Origin of the sequence: Mesorhizobium qingshengii, from assembly GCF_027563465.1 — a bacterium.
Classification (GTDB): Bacteria; Pseudomonadota; Alphaproteobacteria; order Rhizobiales; family Rhizobiaceae; genus Mesorhizobium; species Mesorhizobium qingshengii_A.
Map to the genome: position 1 here is coordinate 1 of NZ_JAPFQA010000014.1, position 23,463 is coordinate 23,463.

At 64.0% G+C, this 23,463-nt stretch carries 20 protein-coding genes; 10 read left to right on the forward strand and 10 right to left on the reverse strand.

Translation table 11 applies throughout. The annotated features are described in order from the left end of the window. From OOJ09_RS24235 to OOJ09_RS24260, 6 genes are all read right to left on the reverse strand, one after another. A partial coding sequence (locus tag OOJ09_RS24235; protein WP_269907620.1) for an E3 binding domain-containing protein occupies nt 1-564 on the reverse strand: 564 nt, incomplete at its 3' end. Nucleotides 565-567: 3 nt separating this feature from the next. Then, entirely contained in the window at nt 568-1,566 is a 999-nt protein-coding gene (locus tag OOJ09_RS24240; RefSeq protein WP_269907621.1) for an alpha-ketoacid dehydrogenase subunit beta, read from the reverse strand. Beyond that, nucleotides 1,566-2,594 (reverse strand): thiamine pyrophosphate-dependent dehydrogenase E1 component subunit alpha, encoded by a 1,029-nt coding sequence (locus OOJ09_RS24245; protein ID WP_269907622.1) that lies wholly within the window; start codon nt 2,592-2,594, stop codon nt 1,566-1,568. Before OOJ09_RS24245 ends, OOJ09_RS24240 begins: the two co-directional genes overlap by 1 nt. Nucleotides 2,595-2,596: 2 nt before the next feature. After that, nucleotides 2,597-3,925, reverse strand: a complete 1,329-nt coding sequence (locus tag OOJ09_RS24250) for an NAD(P)H-dependent oxidoreductase (RefSeq protein ID WP_269907623.1) — start codon at nt 3,923-3,925, stop codon at nt 2,597-2,599. Between the two features lie 264 nt (nt 3,926-4,189). Beyond that, the gene (locus tag OOJ09_RS24255) at nt 4,190-4,960 is read right to left on the reverse strand and encodes a phosphodiesterase (protein WP_269907624.1); all 771 of its coding nucleotides are present in this window, start codon (nt 4,958-4,960) and stop codon (nt 4,190-4,192) included. A gap of 73 nt (nt 4,961-5,033) precedes the next feature. Beyond that, nucleotides 5,034-5,822: a 3-hydroxybutyrate dehydrogenase gene (locus tag OOJ09_RS24260; protein WP_269907625.1), complete on the reverse strand. Its 789-nt coding sequence runs from the start codon at nt 5,820-5,822 to the stop codon at nt 5,034-5,036. Between the two features lie 221 nt (nt 5,823-6,043). Between OOJ09_RS24260 and OOJ09_RS24265 the strand changes: the two genes are divergently transcribed. Both OOJ09_RS24265 and OOJ09_RS24270 read left to right on the forward strand, forming a co-directional pair. After that, nucleotides 6,044-6,790 carry an acetoacetate decarboxylase gene (locus tag OOJ09_RS24265; RefSeq protein WP_269907626.1) on the forward strand — a complete coding sequence of 249 codons (747 nt, stop codon included), beginning with the start codon at nt 6,044-6,046 and terminating at the stop codon, nt 6,788-6,790. 36 nt (nt 6,791-6,826) lie between these two features. Next, nucleotides 6,827-7,987: a patatin-like phospholipase family protein gene (locus OOJ09_RS24270; protein WP_269907627.1), complete on the forward strand. Its 1,161-nt coding sequence runs from the start codon at nt 6,827-6,829 to the stop codon at nt 7,985-7,987. A 206-nt stretch (nt 7,988-8,193) separates the two neighbouring features. On the opposite strand, the gene OOJ09_RS24275 is transcribed toward OOJ09_RS24270, so the two are convergent. Beyond that, nucleotides 8,194-9,795, reverse strand: coding sequence for an inorganic phosphate transporter (locus tag OOJ09_RS24275; RefSeq protein ID WP_269907628.1), 1,602 nt, complete (start codon nt 9,793-9,795; stop codon nt 8,194-8,196). A 118-nt stretch (nt 9,796-9,913) separates the two neighbouring features. Beyond that, complete coding sequence (locus OOJ09_RS24280) at nt 9,914-11,128, reverse strand: ROK family transcriptional regulator (protein WP_269907629.1); 1,215 nt, start codon at nt 11,126-11,128, stop codon at nt 9,914-9,916. A 219-nt stretch (nt 11,129-11,347) separates the two neighbouring features. Between OOJ09_RS24280 and OOJ09_RS24285 the strand changes: the two genes are divergently transcribed. The 6 genes from OOJ09_RS24285 to OOJ09_RS24310 all read left to right on the forward strand — a co-directional run bounded on the left by OOJ09_RS24285 (nt 11,348) and on the right by OOJ09_RS24310 (nt 17,435). Then, nucleotides 11,348-12,586 carry an extracellular solute-binding protein gene (locus OOJ09_RS24285; RefSeq protein ID WP_269907630.1) on the forward strand — a complete coding sequence of 413 codons (1,239 nt, stop codon included), beginning with the start codon at nt 11,348-11,350 and terminating at the stop codon, nt 12,584-12,586. Between the two features lie 81 nt (nt 12,587-12,667). Continuing rightward, a complete protein-coding gene (locus OOJ09_RS24290) occupies nt 12,668-13,552 on the forward strand; it encodes a carbohydrate ABC transporter permease (RefSeq protein ID WP_269907631.1) in 885 nt (294 codons plus the stop codon). Continuing rightward, complete coding sequence (locus OOJ09_RS24295) at nt 13,552-14,397, forward strand: carbohydrate ABC transporter permease (protein WP_269907632.1); 846 nt, start codon at nt 13,552-13,554, stop codon at nt 14,395-14,397. The genes OOJ09_RS24290 and OOJ09_RS24295 overlap by 1 nt, the downstream gene beginning before the upstream one ends. Next, entirely contained in the window at nt 14,394-15,419 is a 1,026-nt protein-coding gene (locus tag OOJ09_RS24300) for an SIS domain-containing protein (RefSeq protein ID WP_269907633.1), read from the forward strand. The genes OOJ09_RS24295 and OOJ09_RS24300 overlap by 4 nt, the downstream gene beginning before the upstream one ends. Next, a complete protein-coding gene (locus OOJ09_RS24305) occupies nt 15,419-16,357 on the forward strand; it encodes a PfkB family carbohydrate kinase (protein ID WP_269907634.1) in 939 nt (312 codons plus the stop codon). The genes OOJ09_RS24300 and OOJ09_RS24305 overlap by 1 nt, the downstream gene beginning before the upstream one ends. After that, the gene (locus OOJ09_RS24310; protein WP_269907635.1) at nt 16,344-17,435 is read left to right on the forward strand and encodes an ABC transporter ATP-binding protein; all 1,092 of its coding nucleotides are present in this window, start codon (nt 16,344-16,346) and stop codon (nt 17,433-17,435) included. The genes OOJ09_RS24305 and OOJ09_RS24310 overlap by 14 nt, the downstream gene beginning before the upstream one ends. Nucleotides 17,436-17,507: 72 nt before the next feature. On the opposite strand, the gene OOJ09_RS24315 is transcribed toward OOJ09_RS24310, so the two are convergent. Continuing rightward, on the reverse strand, nt 17,508-18,062 hold the full coding sequence (locus OOJ09_RS24315; protein ID WP_269907636.1) for a TetR/AcrR family transcriptional regulator: 555 nt from the start codon (nt 18,060-18,062) through the stop codon (nt 17,508-17,510). Between the two features lie 145 nt (nt 18,063-18,207). Here OOJ09_RS24315 and OOJ09_RS24320 point away from each other — a divergent pair, with 145 nt between their 5' ends. Together OOJ09_RS24320 and OOJ09_RS24325 are read left to right on the forward strand one after the other, a co-directional pair. Then, on the forward strand, nt 18,208-19,530 hold the full coding sequence (locus tag OOJ09_RS24320) for an efflux RND transporter periplasmic adaptor subunit (protein WP_269907637.1): 1,323 nt from the start codon (nt 18,208-18,210) through the stop codon (nt 19,528-19,530). Then, a complete protein-coding gene (locus tag OOJ09_RS24325) occupies nt 19,527-22,610 on the forward strand; it encodes an efflux RND transporter permease subunit (RefSeq protein WP_269907638.1) in 3,084 nt (1,027 codons plus the stop codon). Before OOJ09_RS24320 ends, OOJ09_RS24325 begins: the two co-directional genes overlap by 4 nt. A 203-nt stretch (nt 22,611-22,813) precedes the next feature. Here the strand turns inward: OOJ09_RS24325 and OOJ09_RS24330 are convergent, their stop codons facing one another. After that, complete coding sequence (locus OOJ09_RS24330; RefSeq protein WP_269907639.1) at nt 22,814-23,275, reverse strand: L,D-transpeptidase; 462 nt, start codon at nt 23,273-23,275, stop codon at nt 22,814-22,816. Between the last annotated feature and the right edge of the window lie 188 nt (nt 23,276-23,463).

Sequence of the window (23,463 nt, forward strand, 5' to 3'; positions counted from 1 at the left end):
GGCCTTCGCGGCAGGCCTGGCACCGCCGCCGGCAATCGCCGCGTCGACATCGGCCTTCACCACGCGGCCATGCGGGCCGGTGCCTGCTAGGGCCGAGAGGCTCAGCCCTGCCTCTCGCGCCAGACGGCGAGCCAACGGTGTTGCACGGGCACGACCTTCACCCTCCCCCTTGTGGGGAGGGTCGGCCGGCCTTCCGACCGGGGTGGGGGTCGCGGCGGTGGGTTCACCCCCACCCGCGCCTGTGGCGCGACCTCCCCCATCAGAGAGGGAGGTGGGAGCTTCGACCTTCACCGGCGCCGCATCTTGCTTGGCCCCGTAGGCCTCGCCATCGGCATAAATCCACGCAACCGGCGCGCCGACCGGGATGTCTATCCCCTCCTTGCCGGTGACGTTACGCAGGACCCCACTTGCCGGCGCATCGATCTCCATCGCCGCCTTGTCGGTCTCGATCTCGAACAGCACATCGCCCTTCTTGACCCTGGCGCCTTCCTCGGCAAACCAGCGCGAGATCTGTCCGGTCGCCATGTCCATGTCGACCTTGGGAAGAATGACTTCGGTCGGCATCGCTCAGCGAACCCCTTTCGCGAGGTCGCGCGCGGCGGCAATGATGTCGGGGACCTGCGGCACAACAGCCTTTTCCAGTTCGGGATTGTAGGGGATCGGCGTTTCGGCGCCGCCCAGCCGCACGATCGGCGCGTCGAGGTAATCGAACGCTTCGCTCTCGGCAATCATGGCGCTGACCTCGGCGCCGATGCCCAGCGTCTTGACCGCTTCGTAGACGCACATCAGTCGCGACGTCTTCTTGACGCTGTCGATGACGGTCTGCTTGTCCATCGGCCGGATGGTCCTGAGATCAACGACTTCGATGTCGATGCCTTCGGCCTCGAGAGCCGCAGCGGCTTCGAGCGCCTTGTGCACCATGATCGAGGTGGCGACGATGGTGAGATCCCGGCCCTCGCGACGGATGTCGGCCTTGCCGATCGGCACCGTGTAGTAGCCTTCCGGCACCGGGCCCTTCATCTTGTAGAGCAGCTTGTGCTCGAAGATCATCACCGGATCGGGATCGGCGACCGCCGCCAGCAGCATGCCCTTGGCATCATGGGGCGTCGCCGGCTGGATGACCTTGAGCCCGGGCACATGGCCGAGCCATGCCTCGAGGCTCTGGCTGTGCTGGGCCGCCGCACCGGTGCCGGAGCCGGCGGGAAACCGCATCACCAGGGGAACCGAAACCTCGCCGCCCAGCATGAAGCGCATCTTCGCCGCCTGGTTGACGATCTGCTCCATGGCGAGCGTGGCGAAATCGGAGAACTGGAACTCGAAGATCGGCCGCATGCCGGTGACGGCGGCACCCACCGCGACGCCGGCGCCGCCCAATTCCGAAATCGGCGTGTCGATCACCCGCTCGGTGCCGTAACGCTCGACCAGGTCGCCGGTTACCTGGAAGGCGCCGCCATAGACGCCGATATCCTCGCCCATAAGGAAGACGCGTTCATCCATGTCCATGGCGATCGCCATGGCCTCCTGGATCGCCTGGGCGTAGCTCAGTTCACGCACCATCGCGTCCATCAAGCCTGCTCCGTGTAAACATAATTCTGAATGGTGCGGATATCCGGAGACGGGCTCGCCTTGGCGAACTCGATGCCGTCGGCGATCTCTTGCGCCACCGCGCTGCGGATGGCCTCGATGCCCTTGTCATCGATGAAGCCGAATTCGCGCAGCTCGCTTTCGAACAGGGTGATCGGATCGCGGTTCGACATCCAGTCCTCGATCTCCTCCTTGGTGCGATAGCGATTGCGGTCGCTCTTGGAATGGCCGCGATGGCGATAGGTCTTGGATTCGATCAGCGTCGGCCCCTCGCCCGCGCGGGCTCGGGCGACAGCCTGGTGCGATGCCTGGGCGACTTCGGAGAAGATGTTGCCGTTGACGATGACGCCGGGCATCGAATAGGCGGCGGCGCGGTCAGCTATGTTCTTGACGGCGGTCGAGCGGGCCGTCGATGTCGACATGCCGTAGCCGTTGTTCTCGCAGACGAAGATCACCGGCAGCTTCCAGATGGCGGCCATGTTCAGCGCCTCATGGAAGGCGCCTTCATTGTTGGCGCCGTCGCCGAAGAAGGAGACCACGACCTTGCCGGTCTTCATCATCTTGGAGGACAGCCCCGCGCCAACGGCGATCGGGATGCCGCCGGCAACGATGCCATTGGCGCCGAGATTGCCCTTGGCGACATCGGCGATGTGCATCGATCCGCCGCGACCCTTGCAGTAGCCGGTGGTCTTGCCGAAGAACTCGGCGAACATGCGCTTGACCTCGGCGCCCTTGGCGATGCAGTGGCCATGGCCGCGATGCGTCGAGGTGATCTGGTCATCCTCGGCAAGCGGCATGCAGATGCCCATCGCGCTGGCTTCCTGGCCGATCGACAGATGCATGGTGCCGTGGATCAGGCCGCGCGTGTAGCACTCCTCCGCGCCCTCTTCGAAGCGGCGGATGAGGTACATCTTGTGCAGCACCTGCTTGAGCTGCTCGGCGCTGTACTGGCGATAGACGAAGGGCAGGTTGGCGCGGCTGTCCGCGACGGCTTTGCTGGCTCCGGCCATGATCACGCTCCCACGGTGCCGTAGACGAGTTTGTCCTGGCGGGCGCGCAGTTCGGCGATCTTGGAGCCCGCCGCGGGGGCGGCGTTCGCATAGGTGATGAGCTCGCCTTTCTTGATCGGCGCGGTCACCGAGCCGCCTTGCAGCAGGCCGCAGGGAATGGCCTTGGCGGCACGCGCCTCCGGCGCCGTCATGATCCAGGCGCGGTAGCAATATTCGCCGATCGCGTCGAGCTTCTCGCCGGGCTTCATGTCCTTCTTGGCCACCGCGCAGACTTCGGCCACGGGCTTCGCCAGCGGCACCATGTCCGCCTTGCCGTAGAGCACGACGCGGGCGCAGGTCAGCGGCACTTCGAGCGAGGTCAGGTGATAGGGACGGTGGAAGGTGAAGTACGGGCCCTTGCCCATCTTCAGATCTTCCATGCGCTCCGAGATACGCGGATGCGACATGTCGGCGACGACGAACACGCCGGGCGCCACACCCTTGCCGATCGAGTAATCGACGACGCCGACCCGCGACAGCACGCCGCCATCCTTCCGCGGCACCAGGACCTTGGACAATTCGCCAAGCGTCGCCGCTGGGCCGTGCATGCCGGCCTTGTCGGGAACCAGCCCGGTGGCGTTGGCGATCGCCGCCATCTCGACCATGGTCTTGGAGCCGTCGACGAATTCGACCAGCATGCGCACATTCATATGCCGCCGCTTCGCTTCCTCTTCATAGTCGGGCGGCGTGGCATCGATGTTGAGCGGATTGTTCTTCCCCTTGCCGGCGGCGACGATCGGATGGCCCATCGCCGAGACGAACTCGATCAGTTCCATGCAGGAGGACGGCTCGTCGCCCGCACCCAGCGAATAGGTGACGCCAAGCCGGTCGGCCTCGCTCTTCAGATAGGCGCCGATGGTGACGTCGGCCTCGACATTCATCATCACCAGATGCTTGCCATGCTCCATGGCGCGCAAGCCGATCTCGGCGCCGACGGCGGGAACGCCGGTCGCGTCGATGACGACGTCGATCAGATCATTGTTGATGACCAGATTGGCGTCGTTGGTGACCGCAACCTTGCCGGCCTCCATCGCCGCCGTCATCGCCGAAGCGTTCGACACCTCGCGCGCATGACCCGTTTCCTGGAAGGCGATATCCACCGCCCTGCTGGCGGCGGGCAGGTTCAGCTCGGAAATGGCGCCGATCTCGATGCCGGACATATGGGCGACGCGGGTGACGATATCGGTCCCCATCTCGCCGGAGCCGATCAGGCCGATGCGGATGGGCTTGCCCGACTTGGCGCGATCATCGAGATCACGGGCAAGGCCCGTCAACGAAACATTGGAAGCCATACCGCTTATTCCTCCCACATTGCAGGCTGTTCAATTGCTTGACGGGTATTGAACATATGTATTTCTGTCAAGACTAATGTCCAATTTGCATGCGTTTAGGGCACTTTCCGGCAGCCCGGTCCGGGGGCGAAAAAGTGGCTGGGAGAGTCCGATCTCGCGCAGCCCAACGGTTCGCTGGGAAAGCGCGCGGCCCAGACATGAAGTCAGGCGTGTTTGAATGCCGCCATTCCTGGCAAGGGCAGCCGGAGCTTGTTCGCCAGACTGTCAGTGCGTAGGGGCGGCGGCGATTGGGAAATCGTGGAAATGCACGACCACGCCATCCGCGTCGATGAAGATCACGGCATAGGCGGGCGGCTCGTGACCCAGGCTCCAGCTCCCCGAGAAATCGAGCGCGGTCTGGTGGTTGGTGCTGCGCAGCGTGCTGACGGCTATGCCGCGCCAGCTGCCGGCAATCAACCGATGGACATGTCCTGCGAAGATATGACGGACATTGCCGTGGCGCAGCAGAATCGCGTGCAAGGCATCGGCATCGGCGAGCCTGACACGATCGAGTTCGGGGATGTGAATCCTGAACGGCGGATGGTGCATGAAGAGGAAGGCCGGCCGATTGCCCGCCTCTTGCAGTCGCTCATCGAGCCATTCCAGGCGCGCCGCGCAAAGCCTGCCCTCGACATGTCCGCTGTCCAGCGTGTCGAGCAGGATCAGGCGGCCCTCGCGACAATCGACGACGCTCTGGACGAACCCGTTCCCGGTAGCGGCTCCCGGGAACATCTCGAGAAACAGCGCCCGGTCGTCATGGTTGCCGAGCATCAGCCGGCAAGGCGGAACGAACCTTGCCAGCTTTTCCCTAAGTGCCGCATAGGCGGCGCGCTCGCCGTCATTGGTCAGGTCACCGGAAATCACCACCAGTTCGGCGTCAGCATGGTTCTTGCCGATATCGGCAAGGCAGGCTTCCAACCGTGCCAACGGATCAGAACCGTGCAGAAGGCCGCCAGGGGCCATCAGATGCGGATCGGATATCTGGATGACTTTCATGGACCGGACCGGAGTGCTCTGCTGCTGGCGCCTGCGGCACCTGCCAGCGGATCGAACGCCTGGGAACTACCCTCTACTGTGCGGTCCAGCCGCCATCCATCGGCAAGGTCGTGCCGGTGATCTGCCTGGCCGCATCCGAACACAGGAACAGCGCCAGCGCCGCAAGCTCGTCGACGGTGACGAACTCCTTCGTCGGCTGGGCCGCCAGCAGCACGTCATGCTTGACCTGTTCTTCGGTCATGCCGCGCGCCTTCATCGTGTCGGGAATCTGTTTTTCGACCAGCGGCGTCCAGACGTAGCCCGGCGCGATCGCATTGACGGTGACGCCGTCAAGCGCTGCCTCGAGAGCCACCGTCTTGGTCAGGCCCGAAATGCCGTGCTTGGCCGACACATAGGCGGATTTGAACGGCGAGGCGACCAGCGCATGGGCCGAGGCGGTGTTGATGATGCGGCCCCATTTGCGCGCCTTCATGCCGGGCAGCGCCGCCTTGATGGCGTAGAACGTCGCCAGCAAGTTGATGCGGATGATGGCCTCCCACTTGTCGTCGGGAAACTCCTCGATCGGCGCGACATGCTGGATGCCGGCATTGTTGACCAGGATGTCGAGACTGCCGAACGCGGCCTCGGCCTCGTGCACCATGACGCTCACCGCCGCGCCGTCCATCATATTGGCATCGGAGTAGCGGCATTTGACGCCGAAGTCCTTCTCGATGCCGGCCCGCTCCTGCTCTATTGCGGCCGCATCTCCAAGACCGTTGATCGTGACGTTGGCGCCTTCGGCGGCAAAGGCGCGGGCGATCGCCAGGCCGATGCCGCTGGTCGAGCCGGTGACGAGTGCGTTCTTTGAAGACAGGAAAGCCATGGTGATCTCGCGAGAGGAGGGAGGGACGAACGAGGCGGCTTTGTGCGCCGCAGCATGACACTGCCACAGCCATATGTCGGTCCGATTACAGGGTTGCGACGGCGTCAACAGGCCCGTGGGAGGGGATGGTCGGAAGGCTGACACGGCACTGTCATGGTGCCGTGCAACATAAATCGAAGCGCATTCGCGCAGTCATTCCTGAACCGGATGGGGCTACCGCCTTGCAGATCGCCGATGTCGTGAAGCGCGCCCATGCGATGCCGCTGACCAATCCGTCCTTCCCGCCCGGGCCGTATCGTTTCTTCAACCGCGAATACGTCATCATCACCTATCGCACGACGCGCGAGGCGCTCGAGGCGGTCGTGCCGGAGCCGCTGGAGATCGACGAGCCGCTGGTCAAGTACGAGTTCATCCGCATGCCCGACTCGACCGGCTTCGGCGACTATACCGAAACCGGCCAGGTCATCCCCGTGCGCTACAACGGCCAGCATGGCGCCTACGTCCATTCCATGTATCTCGACGATGATGCGCCGATCGCCGGCGGCCGCGAACTGTGGGGCTTTCCGAAGAAACTGGCCAACCCCAAGATCGTCCACGAAGGCGAAGTGATCGTCGGCACGCTGCACTATGGCAGCGTCCTGTGCGCCACCGGCACGATGGGCTACAAGCACAAGGTCGCTGATCATGATCAGGTCCTCGCCGCGCTCGCCGCGCCCAATTTCCTGATCAAGATCATCCCGCATGTCGACGGCACGCCGCGCATCTGCGAACTGGTGCGCTATCACCTTACCGACGTCACGCTGAAGGAAGCCTGGACCGCTCCCGCGGCACTTGATCTGCGGCCTCACGTCATGGCCGACGTGGCGCGGCTGCCGGTGCTCGACATTGTGTCGGCCGTCCACTTCACCGCCGATCTGACACTTGGCCTGGGCGAGGTGGTTCACGACTATCTCGCCGACCGCGCCTGACCACTCAGAGCCCAAACAAAAGTCGGAGACCAAGCCGTGCTCGAACGCAACCGCAAGAAGGCTGCTGCCGCCACCATCGAGGAAATCTCGGCGCAGTATGACCGCATAGCGCTGGTGTTCCAGGGCGGCGGCGCGCTCGGCGCCTATCAGGCTGGGGTCTATCAGGCGCTGGCCGACGCCGGCTGCGAGCCGACATGGCTGTCCGGCGTCTCGATCGGCGCCATCAACGCGGCGATCATTGCCGGCAATGAATCGAGCCGCCGGCTGCAGCGTCTCGAGCAATTCTGGCAGACGATCTCGGGCCGCAAGATCTGGACCTATACGCCCGAGGGCGACATCTATCGCGACATCCGCAACCGCACCAGTTCATGGATGACGATGACCATGGGCCAGCCCGGCTTCTTCAAGCCGCGTAACCCCAACCCCTGGTTCGAGCAGCCCGGCGCCGAGGGCGCAACCAGCTTCTACGACACGGCCGAACTGAAGCAGACGCTGGAGAGCCTGATCGATTTCGATATCCTCAACGACGGCAAGAAGCGGCTGAGCGTCGGCGCGGTCAATGTCAGGACCGGCAACTTCGTCTATTTCGACACCGAGAAGGTTCGCATAGAGCCGGAACACATCATGGCCAGCGGTGCGCTGCCACCGGCCTTCCCGTCGATCCGCATCGAGGGCGAATACTACTGGGATGGCGGCATCGTCTCCAACACGCCGCTGCAATATCTTCTCGACCAGGAAGAGGACTGCTCGTCGCTGGTGTTCCAGGTCGACCTGTTCAGTGCGCGCGGCACCTTGCCGCGCGGCATGGCCGATGTGCTGTCGCGGCACAAGGACATCATGTATTCGAGCCGCACCCGCCAGAACACCGACAATTTCCAGCGCATCCATGCGTTGAAGATGAAGCTGCTCGATGCGTTGAAGCGCGTCCCTGCCGAACTGCTGAAGGATGGCGAGAAAGAGCTGATCGAGGACTATTCGAATGCCGGCGTGGTCAACATCGTGCACCTGATCTACCAGCATAAGGGCTACGAAGGACACGCCAAGGACTACGAATTCTCCGGCACCTCGATGCGCGAGCACTGGGAGATGGGCCTTGAGGATACGCAGCGCACCTTGCGCCATCGCCAGTGGCTGACCCTGCCGACCAATGTCGAGGGCGTCGCCATTCACGATCTGCACCGCGAAGATCCGACCTGAGATCCTCGCCGACGCCTTCGCCGGACGAAGGGTATCGGCAAATCCGCCGGCTCGCACCAACCAATACCTCCAGGCGCTTGGAACCGCGCCTGGAGGCGTTGGCTTGAATGGCATTCGGCGACCACGATCCCGAGCAAGCCCAAGCAGTCTCAAACGAAAACGGCGCCGAAACCGGCGCCGTTCTCATATCAATTCGTGACTGCCGCTCAGAACACCTGGCGGAAGACGATGAACAAGACGAAGGCGAGCGTGATCGAGCACGGCAGCGTCAGCACCCAGGCAAGCAGAAGGTTGCGCACCGTCGACCATTGCAGGCCCGAGCCGTTGGCGGCCATCGTTCCGGCGACGCCCGACGACAGCACATGGGTTGTCGACACCGGCAGGCCAAGCCGGTCGGCCATGCCGATGGTCACCATCGCCACGAGTTCGGCGGCGGCACCCTGGCCATAGGTCAGATGGCTCTTGCCGATCTTCTCGCCGACTGTCACGACAATGCGCTTCCAGCCGACCATTGTGCCGAGCCCAAGGGCCAGGGCGACGGCAACCTTCACCCATAGCGGGATGAACTTCGTCGCGTTGTCGACGGCCTTGTGGTAGTCGGTCACCGCCTTGAGGTCGGCGGCCTGCATCGGCAGCAGCTGCTTCTTGTCGATCAGCTTCAACGCCTCGCCGATCAGGTAGATGTCGTTGCGGGCGTTGCTGACGAGGTCGGTCGGCACCTTTTCGACGGACGCGTAGGGCTGCAGCGAAGCCGTCGTGTTGTGGATGTAGGTCTGCAGCGCGACCGTCGTCTGGTCGTTCCAGGTCCGGGTGCGCACGGCATCCTGGACGGCAGCCTTGGCGTCGGTGACGGTGATGCCGGGCTTCACATATTTGCCCAGCGCCTGCTCGACGCCGACCGAAGCCGACTTGTAGGCCTCGAGATAATTGATGTCGGGCGTGCGGTTCAGCGCAAAGGCCGTCGGCACGACGCCGATCAGGATCAGCATGATCAGGCCCATGCCCTTCTGCCCATCGTTGGAGCCATGTGCGAAGCTGACGCCGGTGCAGGTGAAGATAAGCAGGCCGCGGATCCACCAGGGCGGCGGCGTGTTGCCTTTCGGCGCCTCATAGAGCGCCGGATTACGCACCAGCAGCTTCATCGCATAGAGCAGGATCGCGGCGGCGAAGAAACCGATGATCGGCGACACCAGCAAGGTCACGCCAACATTGGTCGCTTGCGACCAGTCGACGCCGCTGGTGGCGCTGCCGGCAGGTGCCATGAACTGATTGGCAAGACCGACGCCGATGATCGAGCCCACCATCGTGTGCGAACTCGAGGCAGGCAGGCCAAGAAACCAGGTGCCGAGATTCCACAGGATCGCCGCGACCAGCAGCGCGAACACCATGGCGAAACCGGAGGAGGAGCCCACCTGAAGGATAAGCTCGACCGGCAGCAGTGACAGGATGCCGAAGGCGACCGCGCCGCTCGAGGTGAGGACGCCGAGGAAGTTGAAGACGCCCGACCACATGACGGCGAATTCGGCCGGCAGGGAGCGCGTGTAGATGACGGTCGCCACCGCATTGGCGGTGTCATGGAAGCCATTGACGAATTCGAAGCCGAGCGCGATCAGCAAGGCGATGCCGAGCAGGATCCATGGCACGGTCTTGGCTTCGGCCAGATCCTGGCTGAGCGCGTAGCCGACATAGACGATGCCGACCACCACCAGCACGCCAAAGGCCGGCAGGAACCATTTGGCGCCACCCGAATGATCCAGCGGATGCTCCGGTCTCGGAATGCCCGCCTCACTAGAAACTATGTCCACCATGTCCCACTCCTATTGCATCGCAGCAAAGAACCGGGACGAACGCTATGTCTGCACAATGAACCCTGTGTGACGACGCCTGACGCGGTGTCGGGACAGAAAAGCGGAGAGCCGGTGGCCTTCAGGCGCCACGGGATCGCGTCTTCAGTATCGCCGAAAACAGCGGATCGAAGGCGCGGCTGATTGGTGCCGCCGCGGCGCCCAGCGCGATCGACCAGGGATCGGTGGTGCCGAGCTGCAGGCGCGGCAGGGTCCGTCCGGGCCGGTCGGCGATCGACGGCAGCAGCGGATGCATCGCCTCGACCAGGCGACGCGCCAGCGTTTCCGGCGCCCCGCTGGTGAGGATGACGGTCTGCGGATCGAACATCGTCTCGATGAGGTGCACGCTCCAGCGCAGATCATGCGCCGCCCCATCGATCCAGGCCATCATCTTGGGATCCTCGGCAACGACCAGGGCGTTCATCTGTTGGTAGATATCGTCATCGGCCGGGTTGAGGTCGAGATGCTGGTAGAGCGAGGCCAGCGACGCGCGATGCTCGAGCGGCGTCGAGCCGGACCCGGCAGGCGCCAGCAAGGCCATGCCGATTTCACCGGCATTGCCGTGGCCGCCGCTGTAGAGCTCGCCATTGAGGATCAGTCCGGTGCCGATGCCATAGCCGACATAGAGGCAGACAGCGTGATCGACGCCGTGCGCCGCGCCGACGATGCGTTCCGCCGTAGCGCAGGCGGCGGCGTCGTTCTGCAGGCCGACATTCAACCCTGTCCCGGCGGCCAGCGTCTCCAGCAGCGGAAACTTCTGCCAGGCCGGCATCATCCATTTGTCATCCGAATTCTTCAGTCCGAAAGGACCGGGCATGGCGACGCCGAGACCGACGAGCCGTTCTTCCGACTGCGAGGAGATGCCCGCCAGCTCACGCCTGACGCCGCCGATCAGGCCGAGGATGACCTCGACGCCCCTTGATGGCTCATCGAACGGCAGGTTGGCCTCGGCGCGCGCCAGCACGCTGCCGACCAGGTCGACGGCGACAGCCCGCGTCAGGTAGCGGTCGATCTGCAGGCCGATGGCGAAGGCGCCTTCGGGCACCAGCCTGTAGGGGGTCGACGGCTGGCCCCTGCCCTTGCGCACCGCATCGAGAGCCACGACCAGACCATCGCTTTCGAGATCCTCGATGATGTTGGAGACGGCCTGCTTGGTGAGCTGCGTCGCCCGCGCCAGGTCGGCACGCGAAAGGGCGCCATTGAGACGCAGCGCCTCGATCATGACACGGCGATTGTGCGCGCTGGTGCCTTCCTGGTTGGTGCCGCTTTTGGCGCGGATCGGGCTGATATCGTCCACCGGTTTTTCCCCTCTTGACTCCATTAGAATATTGATCGACTAATTAAGTCAAGCGGATTGACTTAATGTGAACCGACGCCCCAAAACAAGATGGCCAGGGCCTCAGCCCTGTAGCCACTGGTCAGCCGGATAACCATCAGGTCACGCGACATGGATCCGGGAAGGCGATGCGAAACGCCCGCGGCGCCGGCCCGACAACACCGGAAATGGGAGAAAAAGATGCTTAGGACAATCACGAAAACACTGGTCGGCGCGGTCTTCGCGGGGGGATTGCTCGTTCCCCACGCTTTCGCCGAGACAACGCTCAATGCGCTGTTCATGGCGCAGGCCGCCTACAGCGAGGCCGATGTCCGCGCCATGACCGATGCCTTCACCAAGGCCAACCCGGACGTCAAGGTCAATCTCGAATTCGTTCCCTATGAAGGGTTGCACGACAAGACCGTGCTCGCGCAGGGGTCGGGCGGCGGCTACGACGTCGTGCTGTTCGACGTCATCTGGCCGGCCGAATACGCGACCAACAAGGTGCTGGTCGACGTGTCGTCGAAGATCACCGACGACATGAAGAAGGGCGTGCTGCCCGGCGCCTGGACCACCGTCCAGTACGACGGCAAATCCTACGGCATGCCCTGGATCCTCGACACCAAGTATCTCTTCTACAACAAGGAGATCCTGGAAAAGGCCGGCATCAAGACGCCGCCGAAGACCTGGGAAGAACTCGGCAAACAGGCCAAGATCATCCAGGACAAGGGCCTGCTGAAGACTCCGATCGCCTGGAGTTGGTCGCAGGCCGAAGCCGCTATCTGCGACTACACCACGCTGGTCAGCGCCTATGGCGGCGACTTCCTCAAGGACGGCAAGCCGGATTTCCAGAATGGCGGCGGCCTTGCGGCACTGAAGTACATGGTCGACAGCTACAAGTCGGGCCTCACCAATCCCAATTCCAAGGAATTCCTTGAAGAGGACGTGCGCAAGGTCTTCGAAAACGGTGACGCCGCCTTCGCGCTGAACTGGACCTACATGTACAACATGGCCAACGACCCGAAGGACAGTAAGGTGGCGGGCAAGGTCGGCGTTGTGCCGGCGCCGGGCGTTACTGGCACCAGCGAGGTGTCGGCCGTCAACGGCTCGATGGGCCTCGGCGTCACCGCGGTCTCGAAGCATCCGGACGAAGCCTGGAAGTACATCACCTTCATGACCTCGCAGGCGACGCAGAACCAGTATGCCAAGCTCTCGCTGCCGATCTGGGCCTCCTCCTATGACGACCCGGCGGTCACCAAGGGCCAGGAAGAGCTGATCGCCGCCGCCAAGCTTGGCCTGGCCGCCATGTACCCGCGTCCGACCACGCCGAAATACCAGGAGCTGTCGACCGCGCTGCAGCAGGCGATCCAGGAATCGCTTCTCGGCCAGTCTTCGCCTGAGGATGCCCTGAACACGGCCGCCAAGAACAGCGGTCTCTGAGCACTTTTCTCCAGTTGCGGGCGGCCTAGTGCCGCCCGTGCTATGTCTGAAACCAAGATGAGCTAGGGAGAGGCTGCTCCGATGTCGAGCACCTGGATGACGACCCGTGCATGGCTGCTGATGCTGCCGCTGCTCGTGGTCATGGTCGCCGTCATCGGCTGGCCGCTGGTCGATACGGTCGGGCTTTCCTTCACCGACGCCAAGCTGGTTGGCACCGGCGGCAATTTCGTCGGCTTCGACAACTATGCGAACATGCTGTCCAGCTCGAATTTTTCGCGCACGCTGGTCACCACGACGCTGTTCGCGGTCATTTCGGTTGCCGCCGAAATGGTCATCGGTGTCCTTGCGGCCTTGCTCCTCAATCAGCAGTTTCATGGCCGCGCCATCCTGCGGGCCTTGATGATCCTGCCCTGGGCGCTGCCGACGGTGGTCAATGCCACGCTGTGGCGGCTGATCTACAATCCTGAATATGGCGCGCTGAACGCCGCGCTCACGCAACTACATCTCATCGACGCCTACCGCTCCTGGCTCGGAGAGCCGGGCACGGCGCTGGCGGCGCTGATCGTCGCCGACTGCTGGAAGAATTTTCCGCTTGTGGCGCTGATCGCGCTGGCCGCCCTGCAGGCGGTGCCGCGTGACATCACCGCCGCCTCGCTGGTCGATGGCGCCGGGCCTTTCAACCGCTTCCGTTTCGTCATTTTGCCCTATCTCGCCGGCCCGCTGATGGTGGCGCTGGTGCTGCGCACCATCGAGGCCTTCAAGGTCTTTGACATCATCTGGGTGATGACCCGCGGCGGCCCGGCAAACAGCACGCGCACGCTGTCGATCCTCGTCTACCAGGAGGCCTTCTCCTTCCAGCGCGCCGGCTCCGGGGCGTCGCTGGCGCTGATCGTAACCTTGCTCGTGACCGTGCTGGCCGTGGCCTATGCCGCACTGGTCAGGAAGAGCGCCGGGAGTGCCGCCTGATGGAACGCAAGAGCCCCGCCTTCACCATCTTCGTCCATGCCTGCGCGCTTCTGCTCGCCGCAATCATCCTGGCGCCCATTGCCTGGCTGTTCATCATGAGCATATCGCCGGCCGCCGATCTTGCCGCCAAGCCGCTGCGCTGGTGGCCGCAAAGCGCCGACTTCTCCCGCTACCAGCAATTGCTGTCGACAGCCGAAAACAGCGCCGGCGCCGCCTTCACCTCGTCGCTGCGCAACAGCCTCGAGATCGCCGGCATGGCGACGCTGGCGGCTCTTGCCCTGGCGATCCCCGCCGGTTGGGCCGTGTCGCGCACGCCCGCGATCGGCTGGTCGCTGTCGATGGTCATCGCCACCTACATGCTGCCGCCGGTGGCGCTGGCCGTGCCGCTCTATATGGGCCTGTCGCATCTCGGCCTGCTCAACAATGTCTTCGGCCTGGCGCTGGTCTACCTCACCATATTGGCGCCCTTCACCACCTGGCTGATGAAATCCGGCTTCGATTCCATCCCGCGCGAGATCGAGGCGGCGGCGATGATCGACGGCGCCGGCCTGTTCCAGACCTTGCGCATCATCACTCTGCCGCTGGCCGCGCCCGTGATGGCGACATCGGCGCTGTTTGCCGTGCTGCTTGCCTGGGACGAGTTCTTCTATGCGCTGCTGTTCACCTCGGACCAGCGCGCCAAGACCTTGACCGTCGCCATCGCCGATTTGGCTGGCGGTCGTGTTTCCGACTACGGATTGATCGCGACAGCCGGTGTGCTGGCCGCCTTGCCACCAGTGCTGATCGGTCTGGTCATGCAGCGCGCGCTGATCTCGGGCCTGACCAGCGGCGGCGTGAAAGGATGATGATGACGACTGCAAGAAACCGGCCCGCCGGACTCATGGCCATCGACCGCGAAATGGCGCGCCAGCATGCGGATGCGATCGCCTCGTTCGAACACAACACGGCAGTGGCGGCAAAGGTCGCCGCCTCGATCAAGCGGAGCGGGCGTCTGCTCCTGCTGGGCATGGGTGGTTCGCATGCCGTCGGGCGCGCCGTCGAGCCGCTCTATCGTGCGCTCGGCATCGATGCGCTGGCGCTGCCGCTCTCCGAACAGCTCGGCCAGCCGCTGCCGCTCAAGGACAGGACGGTGCTCGTCACCTCGCAGTCGGGCGAAAGCGCCGAGGTTGTCAGATGGTTTTCCGAGGCCGACAGCAGCGCTGCCGACGTTTTTGGCCTGACGCTGGAAGGCGGCTCTTTCCTCGCCCGCACCGCGCCGTGCCTGGTCGGCGCCGGCGGCACCGAACTGGCCTTCGCCGCGACCCGCAGCCTCACCGTGACGTTCGCCCTGCATCTGGCCATCCTGGCCGCACTCGGCGAGGACCCAAATGCCGCGCTTGCCGCACTGGATCATCCCCAGGACAACGACATCACACAGGCGCTCGCGGCGCTGGACAAGGTGGCGAGCATCGTCACCTCGGGCCGCCGCCTGCAGGGCGTCGCCGAAGCGCTGGCGCTTGGCCTTACCGAGCTGTCGCGCCTGCCCTGCTTTTCCCTCGAGGGTGGCCAGTTGCGGCATGGGCCGATGGAGATGCTCGGCCCGCACATCGGCGTCATCCTGTTTCGCGGTTACGACCCGACGTCGGAGCTGGTGACGGCCATGGCTATCTCCGTGGTGGAGGCTGGCGCGCCGCTCGTCATCTTCGATTCGTCAGGCGAAGTGCCGGTCGCGGGCGCCGTCACGCTTTCGTTCGAACCAGCCTCGGGCCTCGCCGCCATCTTCGCCATGCTGCCGGTCGCACAGCGCCTGATGATCGCCTTCGCCGATGCCCGCATCGACAATGCCGGCACGCCTGTCCGCTCCACCAAGATCACCAGGAGCGAGTGATGCGTCCGCTTGCAGTGATCGGCAATGTCAATGTCGACCTTATCGTCGGCCCGGTCGCGCCATGGCCGAAAGCGGGAACGGAGACCGTCGTCGACCATGACGAATTGCGGGTCGGCGGCCAGGCGGGAAACAGCGCTTTGGCCTGGCAAGCGCTGGGCGTCGATTTCGCCATTGCCGCCAATGTCGGCGACGACCAGTTCGGCCGTTGGCTTCGCGAGGCGTTCGGCCGCCGTGCCGAGAAATGGGCGGTGCGCCCCGAAGGCACGACGCTGTCGGTCGGCATGACCCATCCGGATGGCGAACGGACTTTCTTCACCACGCGCGGCCACTTGCCGCGGTTCAGCCTCGCCGACGTGCTCGCGGTTCTCGATGGCGAACACTTGTCGGGTGGTTACGCACTGCTGTGCGGCTCCTTCCTGACCGACGATCTGACCCGCGACTACGACGCTTTCTTCGACTGGGCGGACGGCCACGGCATCGCCGTGGCGCTCGACACCGGTTGGCCCATCGACGGCTGGACCGAAGCCAACTGCTCGGCGACGCGCGCATGGCTTTCGCGTTGCGAGCTGGCGCTTTTCAACGAGGTCGAGACCGTCACCCTGGCGGGCACGCCGAGCCCGGTGGAGGCCGCGCGCGCGATCCGCTCCAGCATGAGGCAAGGCGCGACCTTCGTCGTCAAGCGCGGGCCGCTGGGCGCCATCGCCATCAGCCCGGATGGGGCGCTTGTCGAAGCCGTCGCGCCCGACGTCAGGGTTGTCGACACGATCGGCGCCGGCGATGTCTTCAACGCCGCCTTCCTGGCCGCGCTGGCGCAGGAACAGCCGCTGCCCGCCTGCCTCTCCGCCGCGACGCATGTGGCCTCGCGCGCGATCTCCACCCTGCCCCGCAATTATGGCGGGCCGATGCATTTTAGGGAATCCGTGCATGAGCGCGCTTGAAATCCGCGACATCCGCAAGAGCTACGGCAGTGTCGAAACGCTGAAAGGCATCGACATCGCGCTGCAGAGCGGCGAATTCCTGGTGCTGCTCGGCTCGTCGGGTTGCGGAAAATCGACGCTTCTCAACATCATCGCCGGGCTGGCCGAGGCGACGAGCGGCGATGTGCGGATTGGCGGCCGCTCGATCCTTGGCGTTCATCCCAAGAACCGCGATATCGCCATGGTCTTCCAGTCCTATGCGCTCTATCCGAACCTGACCGTCCGCCGCAACATCGGCTTCGGGCTGGAGATGCGCGGGGTTGCGGCCGACGAGCGCGACACGGCGGTGCGCGAGGCGGCAAGACTTCTGCAGATCGAGAACCTGCTCGACCGCAAGCCAAGCCAGCTTTCCGGTGGCCAGCGCCAGCGCGTTGCCATCGGCAGGGCGCTGGTGCGCAAGCCGCAGGTGTTCCTGTTCGACGAGCCGCTATCCAACCTCGACGCCAAGCTGCGCCTGGAAATGCGCACCGAGTTGAAGCGGCTGCACCAGATGCTGCAGACAACCGTTGTCTACGTCACCCACGACCAGATCGAGGCGATGACGCTGGCGACGCGGATCGCAGTGATGCGCGACGGCAGGATCGAGCAGCTCGGTACGCCCGAGGAGATCTACAACCATCCGGCAACCCTCTACGTCGCCGGTTTCGTCGGCGCGCCGTCGATGAACATGCTGCAGGCGACGGTTCAGGCCGCCATGCTGGCGATCGATGGCTCCGACACGGAGCTGCCCTTGCCTGCCCGTTTCCGCAACGTGGTGCGGGATGGCGCGCGGGTCGTGGTCGGCATAAGGCCCGAAGCGCTTCGGGTCGCGGCGGACACGGCCGGACCGTCACTGCCCGTGGAAATAGAAGTCGTCGAACTGACCGGCCCCGAACTGGTCACGAGCGCGCGGATCGGCACGCAGCTTCTGACGGCCTGCTTGCCGCCGGGCTCGCGTGTCTCGAAAGGTCAGGCATGCAGCTTCGCCTTCAGCGAGGACGCGCTGCGGCTCTTCGACCCTGACACGGGCAGGGCTTTTGAGAGTGATCCCGGAAAGTGAAATCCGGTTTTGGAGAAGATCATGCTCCAGCAACAGGGAGAACCTGCCGGCTGAGTGGCCGTCAGGAGCGCTTCAGGGAAGCAGCGGCGACATCGAGCCGGCGATTTCCAGCAAGGACGATACGAGCAACCGGCGCTCGTCTTTCGACAGGACATCCGAATCGAAGAGGTTCATGCTGCGCAACCCCTCTATGGCGAGATAGCAGACCAGCAGCGACTTGAGGTCCGGCGTCTCTCCCTTCAGCCGCTCGAACAGCTGCCGCTTGAATGTCTTTATCGGTGTCATGAAATCGGGATCCTCGGCGATCGCCGAAAAGATCCAGGATGCGGACGGTTGCGTTTCCTCGCAGTCATTGGCCGACAGCCTGATATAGACAGCGAGCGGGTTTTCGCCCCTGTCGTTGGTGCGGGCGGATTCGAGCGCCTGCTCGAACTCGCGCAGATACTCCTCGACCAACCCCTGCATCAGTTTGGCCTTGGTCGGGAAATTGTAGAGGAGGCCGCCTTTCGATACGCCAGCGCGGCTGGCGACCGCATCCAGCGACAGGCTGCCGGGCCCGGACTCCCGGGCAACATCGGCCGCCGCGGCAAGAATTTTCTCGCGCGAATTCGATCTTCGGGCTCTCATGGCGCCTCCCATCGCAAGCTTAGGCCCAATTGACAAGACCGTCCAGACGGTACAGTAAGACCGCCGTCATTTGAAATCGGGACCCGCAGTCGATATGTGTCCCGATGTCCGCGCCTGGCGCCGGATTTCGACCGAGGGGACTTCCTTGTTTAAGCGCATACTCCGTATCTTTCTCATCGTTCTGGTCCTGGCCGTGCTCATTGTCGTGGTCGGCGGCATTGTCGGCTTCAACTTCCTGCGCGACAACGGCATCAAGCAGTATTTCGCCTCGATGAAACCGCCGGCGGCGACCGTGTCGACGACGATCGCCAAGCCGTCGAGCTGGACGCCGGGCGTCGAGGCGATCGGTACGGTCAAGGCGGTGCGCGGTGTCGACCTGACGGTTGAGACCACCGGCATCGTCAAGGACATCCTTTTCCATGCCAACCAGAAGGTGGCGGCCAACGCGATCCTGCTGCAGCTTGACGACGCCGTCGAGCGCGCCGATCTCGACGCGCAGAAGGCGCAGGCCGCGCTCGATCAGACATCGCTGGCCCGCGCCATCGAACTGACCAAGCGTGGCGTCGGTTCCGACAGCACGCTGGACACCGCGCGTGCGGCGGCCTCGGCCTCGGCGTCCCAGGTCACCAAGCTGCAGGCGGTGCTCGAGCAGAAGCAGTTGACGGCGCCTTTCGGCGGCACGGTGGGCATTCCGAAGATCGACATCGGCCAGTATCTGGCGCCCGGCACCGCCGTGGTGACGCTGCAGGATCTCGACACGATGCGGGTCGATTTCTCGGTCCCCGAACAACAGCTGCCGCTGCTCGAGATCGGCCAGACGGTTCGACTGGGCCTCGGTGGTGGGGATATGCCGTTTGCCGGCGCCATTCGCGGCATCGACCCGAAAATCGACGCGACCAGCCGGCTGGTGAATATCAGGGCGGAAGTCGCCAATCCCGACGGCAAGCTGACCCCTGGCCAGTTCGTGCAGGTGCGTGTCGAACTGCCCGAAGAGCAGAACGTGCTGACGCTGCCGCAGACGGCGCTGACCACGAGCCTCTATGGCGACTATATATTCGTGGTGCAGCCGGCAAAGCCAGCCAATGCGCCTGCGCAGACAGCCCAGCCGGAAGAAAAGCCCGCCGCGCCGGCGGCCGGCAAGTCGGCGGACACCAAGCCAGCAGACGCCATGAAACCGGCGGCCGATGCCGTGAAGCCTGCCGCCGACGCGGCCAAGCCCGCCGACAAGGCGGCCGCCGATGCGGACAAGCCGGCGGCGGAAGGTGAGAAGCCTGTCCTGGTGCTGTCGCAGGTGTTCGTCAAGCCTGGCCGCCGCAATGAAGGCATGGTCGAGATCATCGAGGGACTGAAGGCAGGCGACGAAGTCGTCACCGCCGGACAGAACCGTCTCTTCAATGGCATGTCCGTCGCCGTCGACAACACCATCGACCCGACCAAATCGGCGAACAAGCAGGCCGGTCAGCAATGAGCTTTTCCGATCTCTTCATTCGCCGGCCTGTCCTTTCCACGGTCCTTGCCTGCATGATCCTGCTCCTGGGCTTCCAGGGCATCTTCAACCTGTCGATCCGGCAGTATCCGAAGGTTGACGAAACGGCGATCACCATCACGACGGCCTATCCGGGTGCCAGCGCCGACCTGATCCAGGGCTTCATTTCCGCCCCGATCGCGCGCGCCGTCGCCTCGACCGAGAACATCGACTACGTCACCTCGTCGAGCCGGCCGTCCTCCAGCACCGTGACGGTGCAGATGAAGCTCGGCTCCAACCCGGACGTCGCGCTCACCGAAGTGCTGTCCAAGGTCCAGGGCGTGCGCGGCACCTTGCCGGATGCCGCCAAGGACCCGGTCATCGTCAAGGGCACCGGCCAGCAGTTCGCGATGATGTACATCTCGATGCAGAATCCGAACATGACGAAGGAGCAGCTGACCGAGTATATCGAACGCGTCATCAGGCCACGCATGTCGACGGTCGAAGGCGTCGCCGACGTGCAGATCTTCGGCGCGCAGGAATACTCGATGCGTGTCTGGATCGATCCGGTCAAGCTTGCCGCGCGCGGCGTGACGGCATCGGACGTGCTGACGGCGATCAACAATTCCAACTTCCTGTCAGCGCCCGGCAACACCCAGAACGAGTATGTCGTCTCCTCGGTCACCGTCCGCTCGACGCTGCAGACGCCGGAGGCGTTCGCCGAGCTGCCGCTGCGCTCGACCGACGGCAATGTGGTGCGCTTGCGCGACGTGGCGCGCGTCGAACTCGCCGCCGCCAACACCGATACCAGGGTCAGCTTCAACGGCAAGCCCGGTACCTTCCTCGCCATCTTCCCGACCCCGGCAGCAAATCCGCTGACCACGGCGGCGGCGCTCACCAGGCTCGTGCCGCAAATTCAGGAGACGCTGCCGAAAGGCATGACGATCGAGGTCGTCTACGATGCGACCGGGCAGATCAGCGCCTCGATCGACGAAGTGTTCAAGACCATCGCCGAAGCGGTTGCCATCGTCGTCGTCGTCATCCTGCTGTTCCTTGGCTCTTTCCGGTCGGTGATGATGCCGATCATCACCATCCCGCTGTCGCTGATCGGCGTCTGCTTCCTTTTGTTTGCGGTGGGTTATTCGATCAACCTTCTGTCCCTGCTGGCCATGGTGCTGGCGATCGGCCTCGTCGTCGACGACGCCATCGTGGTGGTGGAGAACATCCATCGCCACATGGAGGAAGACCACATGTCGCCGATGCAGGCGGCATTCAGCGGCATGCGCGAAATCGCGTCGGCCATCGTCGCCATGACGATGACGCTGGCGGCCGTGTTCGCGCCGCTGGCCTTCACCGGCGGCCTGACCGGCGCCCTGTTCCGTGAATTCGCGGTCACGCTCGCCGGCTCGGTGGTGCTGTCGGGTGTCATCGCCATCACCATCACCCCGATGATGTCCGCACGCCTCCTGAAGGCCGGCACGCCTGGCCGTTTCCAGCGCATTGTCGACGGCACCTTCGCACGGGTCGAGCATGTCTATGAGCGAGCCGTCACCGGCTCGCTGAACTATCGTCCGTTGACCCTGATCATCGTGCTTGCGCTTGTCGGCGTCACCGGCTTCATGTTCACGAAGACCTCGACCGAACTGGCGCCGGAAGAGGACCAAGGCTTTCTGCTGTCGATCGTGACAGCGCCGCGCTATGCGACGTCCGATTACACCGAGACGTACGTCAACCAGATTCTCGGCCTGGTGAAGGACATTCCGGAGACGCGGGCGCAGTTCTCGGCCGTCGCCTTCGGTGGTCAGACAAACAGCGCCTTCGTTGGCTTTGCCTTCAAGGACTGGGCGGAACGCAAGCGCAATTCGAAGGAACTGCAGGCCGACATTACCGGGCGCCTCGCCAAGGTGGCGGGTGTCCAGGCCTTCGTCTTCGCGCCGCCGACGCTGCCGGGCTCCGGTGGCGGCCTGCCCATCGCTATGGTGGTGCGTTCGACCGGCGACGCTTCCGAGGTCTACGAGGCGGCCGAGCAGATCAAGAACAAGGCGCAGGCCTCCGGCCGCTTCATCGTCGTGCAGAATTCAATGGCCTATGACGCGCCGCAGGTGACGGTAACCATCGACCGTGACCGCGCCGCGGCGCTGAACCTGCCGATCGCCGATATCGGGCGGACGCTAACGTTGCTGGTCGGCGGCGCCGAAGTGGCGCAGTTCGACCGCGACTCCAACAGCTACGACATCATCCCGCAGGTGCCGCAGGAGTTCCGCGACAATCCCGAAAAGCTGGGCCAGTACTTCGTGCGCAGCGTGACGGGCGAGATGGTGCCGCTGTCGGCGGTGGTGAAGATTTCGACCAATGCGTCGCCGGCCGCGATCGAGCAGTTCAACCAGCTGAATTCGGCGACGATTTCCGCGTTGCCGTTGCCCGGCGTCACCACCGGCGATGGATTGAAAGCCCTCGAGGACATCGCCAAGGAGAGCCTGCCCGACACCTTCTTCATCGACTACTCGGGCCAGTCCAGGCAGGAGAAGGAACAGGGCAACACCATCCTGATCGCCTTTGCCGCCGCCGTTCTCGTCATCTATCTGGTGCTGGCGGCGCAGTTCGAGAGCTTCCGCGACCCGCTGATCATCATGATGGCGGTGCCGCTGTCCATCTTCGGTGCGATCGTGCCGCTCAATCTGGGTCTGGGCACGCTCAATATCTACACGCAGGTCGGCCTGATCACGCTGATCGGCCTGATCACCAAGCACGGCATTCTGCTGGTCGAGTTCGCCAACCAGCAGCGCGAAATCCATGGCATGCGGCGGCGCGACGCCATCATCGCCTCGGCCAAGGTGCGCCTGCGGCCGATCCTGATGACGACGGCGGCGATGGCGCTTGGTGTGGTGCCGCTGATCGTTTCCAGTGGCGCGGGAGCCGCGGCCCGCTATTCGATGGGCCTGGTCATCTTCACCGGCATCCTGGTCGGCACCATCTTCACGCTCTTTGTCGTGCCCATGTTCTACACGTTCATCGCCAGCAAGGACCTGCCTCATCTAGCTGAGAAGCCGGATCCCAAGCTGATGCCGGCACTGCCGAACTAGGGCAATCCCGGGAAAAGTGTGTGGCGGGTTTTCCGTCCGGAATTGCACAAGGACAGACGACAAACAAAAAGAGGCCGGAAAATTCCGGCCTCTTTTTTTGGCTGGGCTCGATACCGCCGGTTTGAGCCGCGCTCAATACCTCGGGACACTTTCCGGCGGGAGCCATGAGAGGCGCGCGGCGGCAGGCCGGCCTTCGCAGTCTGCTACTTGACGATGACAATGCTGGTGTTGGTCGGCCCGAACGTTTCGACAAGCTGATAGAAATCGGCGGCGTTGTCGGGATGCAGCCGCACGCAGCCATGCGAGGCCGGCTGGCCGAGACGCTTGATCGCGTAGGTGGCATGCACCGCATAGCCGCCGCTGAAGAAGACCGAGTGCGGCATCGGCGCGTTGTCGTACTTCTTCGAATACCACATCTCGTGCATGCGCGTCGGCTTGAACGAGCCGGTCGGCGTCACATGCGCCTTGTCGCCAGTGGAAACCTTCCACGCGAAGGTCGGCCGGCCATCGACCGAGACTTCCATGATCTGCTGTGACAGCGAAACGCGCGCCACGATCTTGTTGGCGGCGTGGGCAGCGCCTGAGCCGGCGCCGAACAGAAGTGCAGCCCCCGTCAGGGCGGCGGCGGTGATGTGGATGAGCTTGGCGGAAATGGCGGTGTGCATGATGTCCCTCTCTCTGCCGGGCCTGGCCGGCTCCAATCGATCACCGCTTATCCCTGCGTCATGTTTCGGGCATATTTCGCAAATGCTCGTTTGTGTTTCGAATATGTTTCCCCTGGTTAACAAACGGAACCGTTCGCGGCATTGAAAGGGAGGCCGAGACCATCCGTTGACGAGACCAGGGCCAGGAA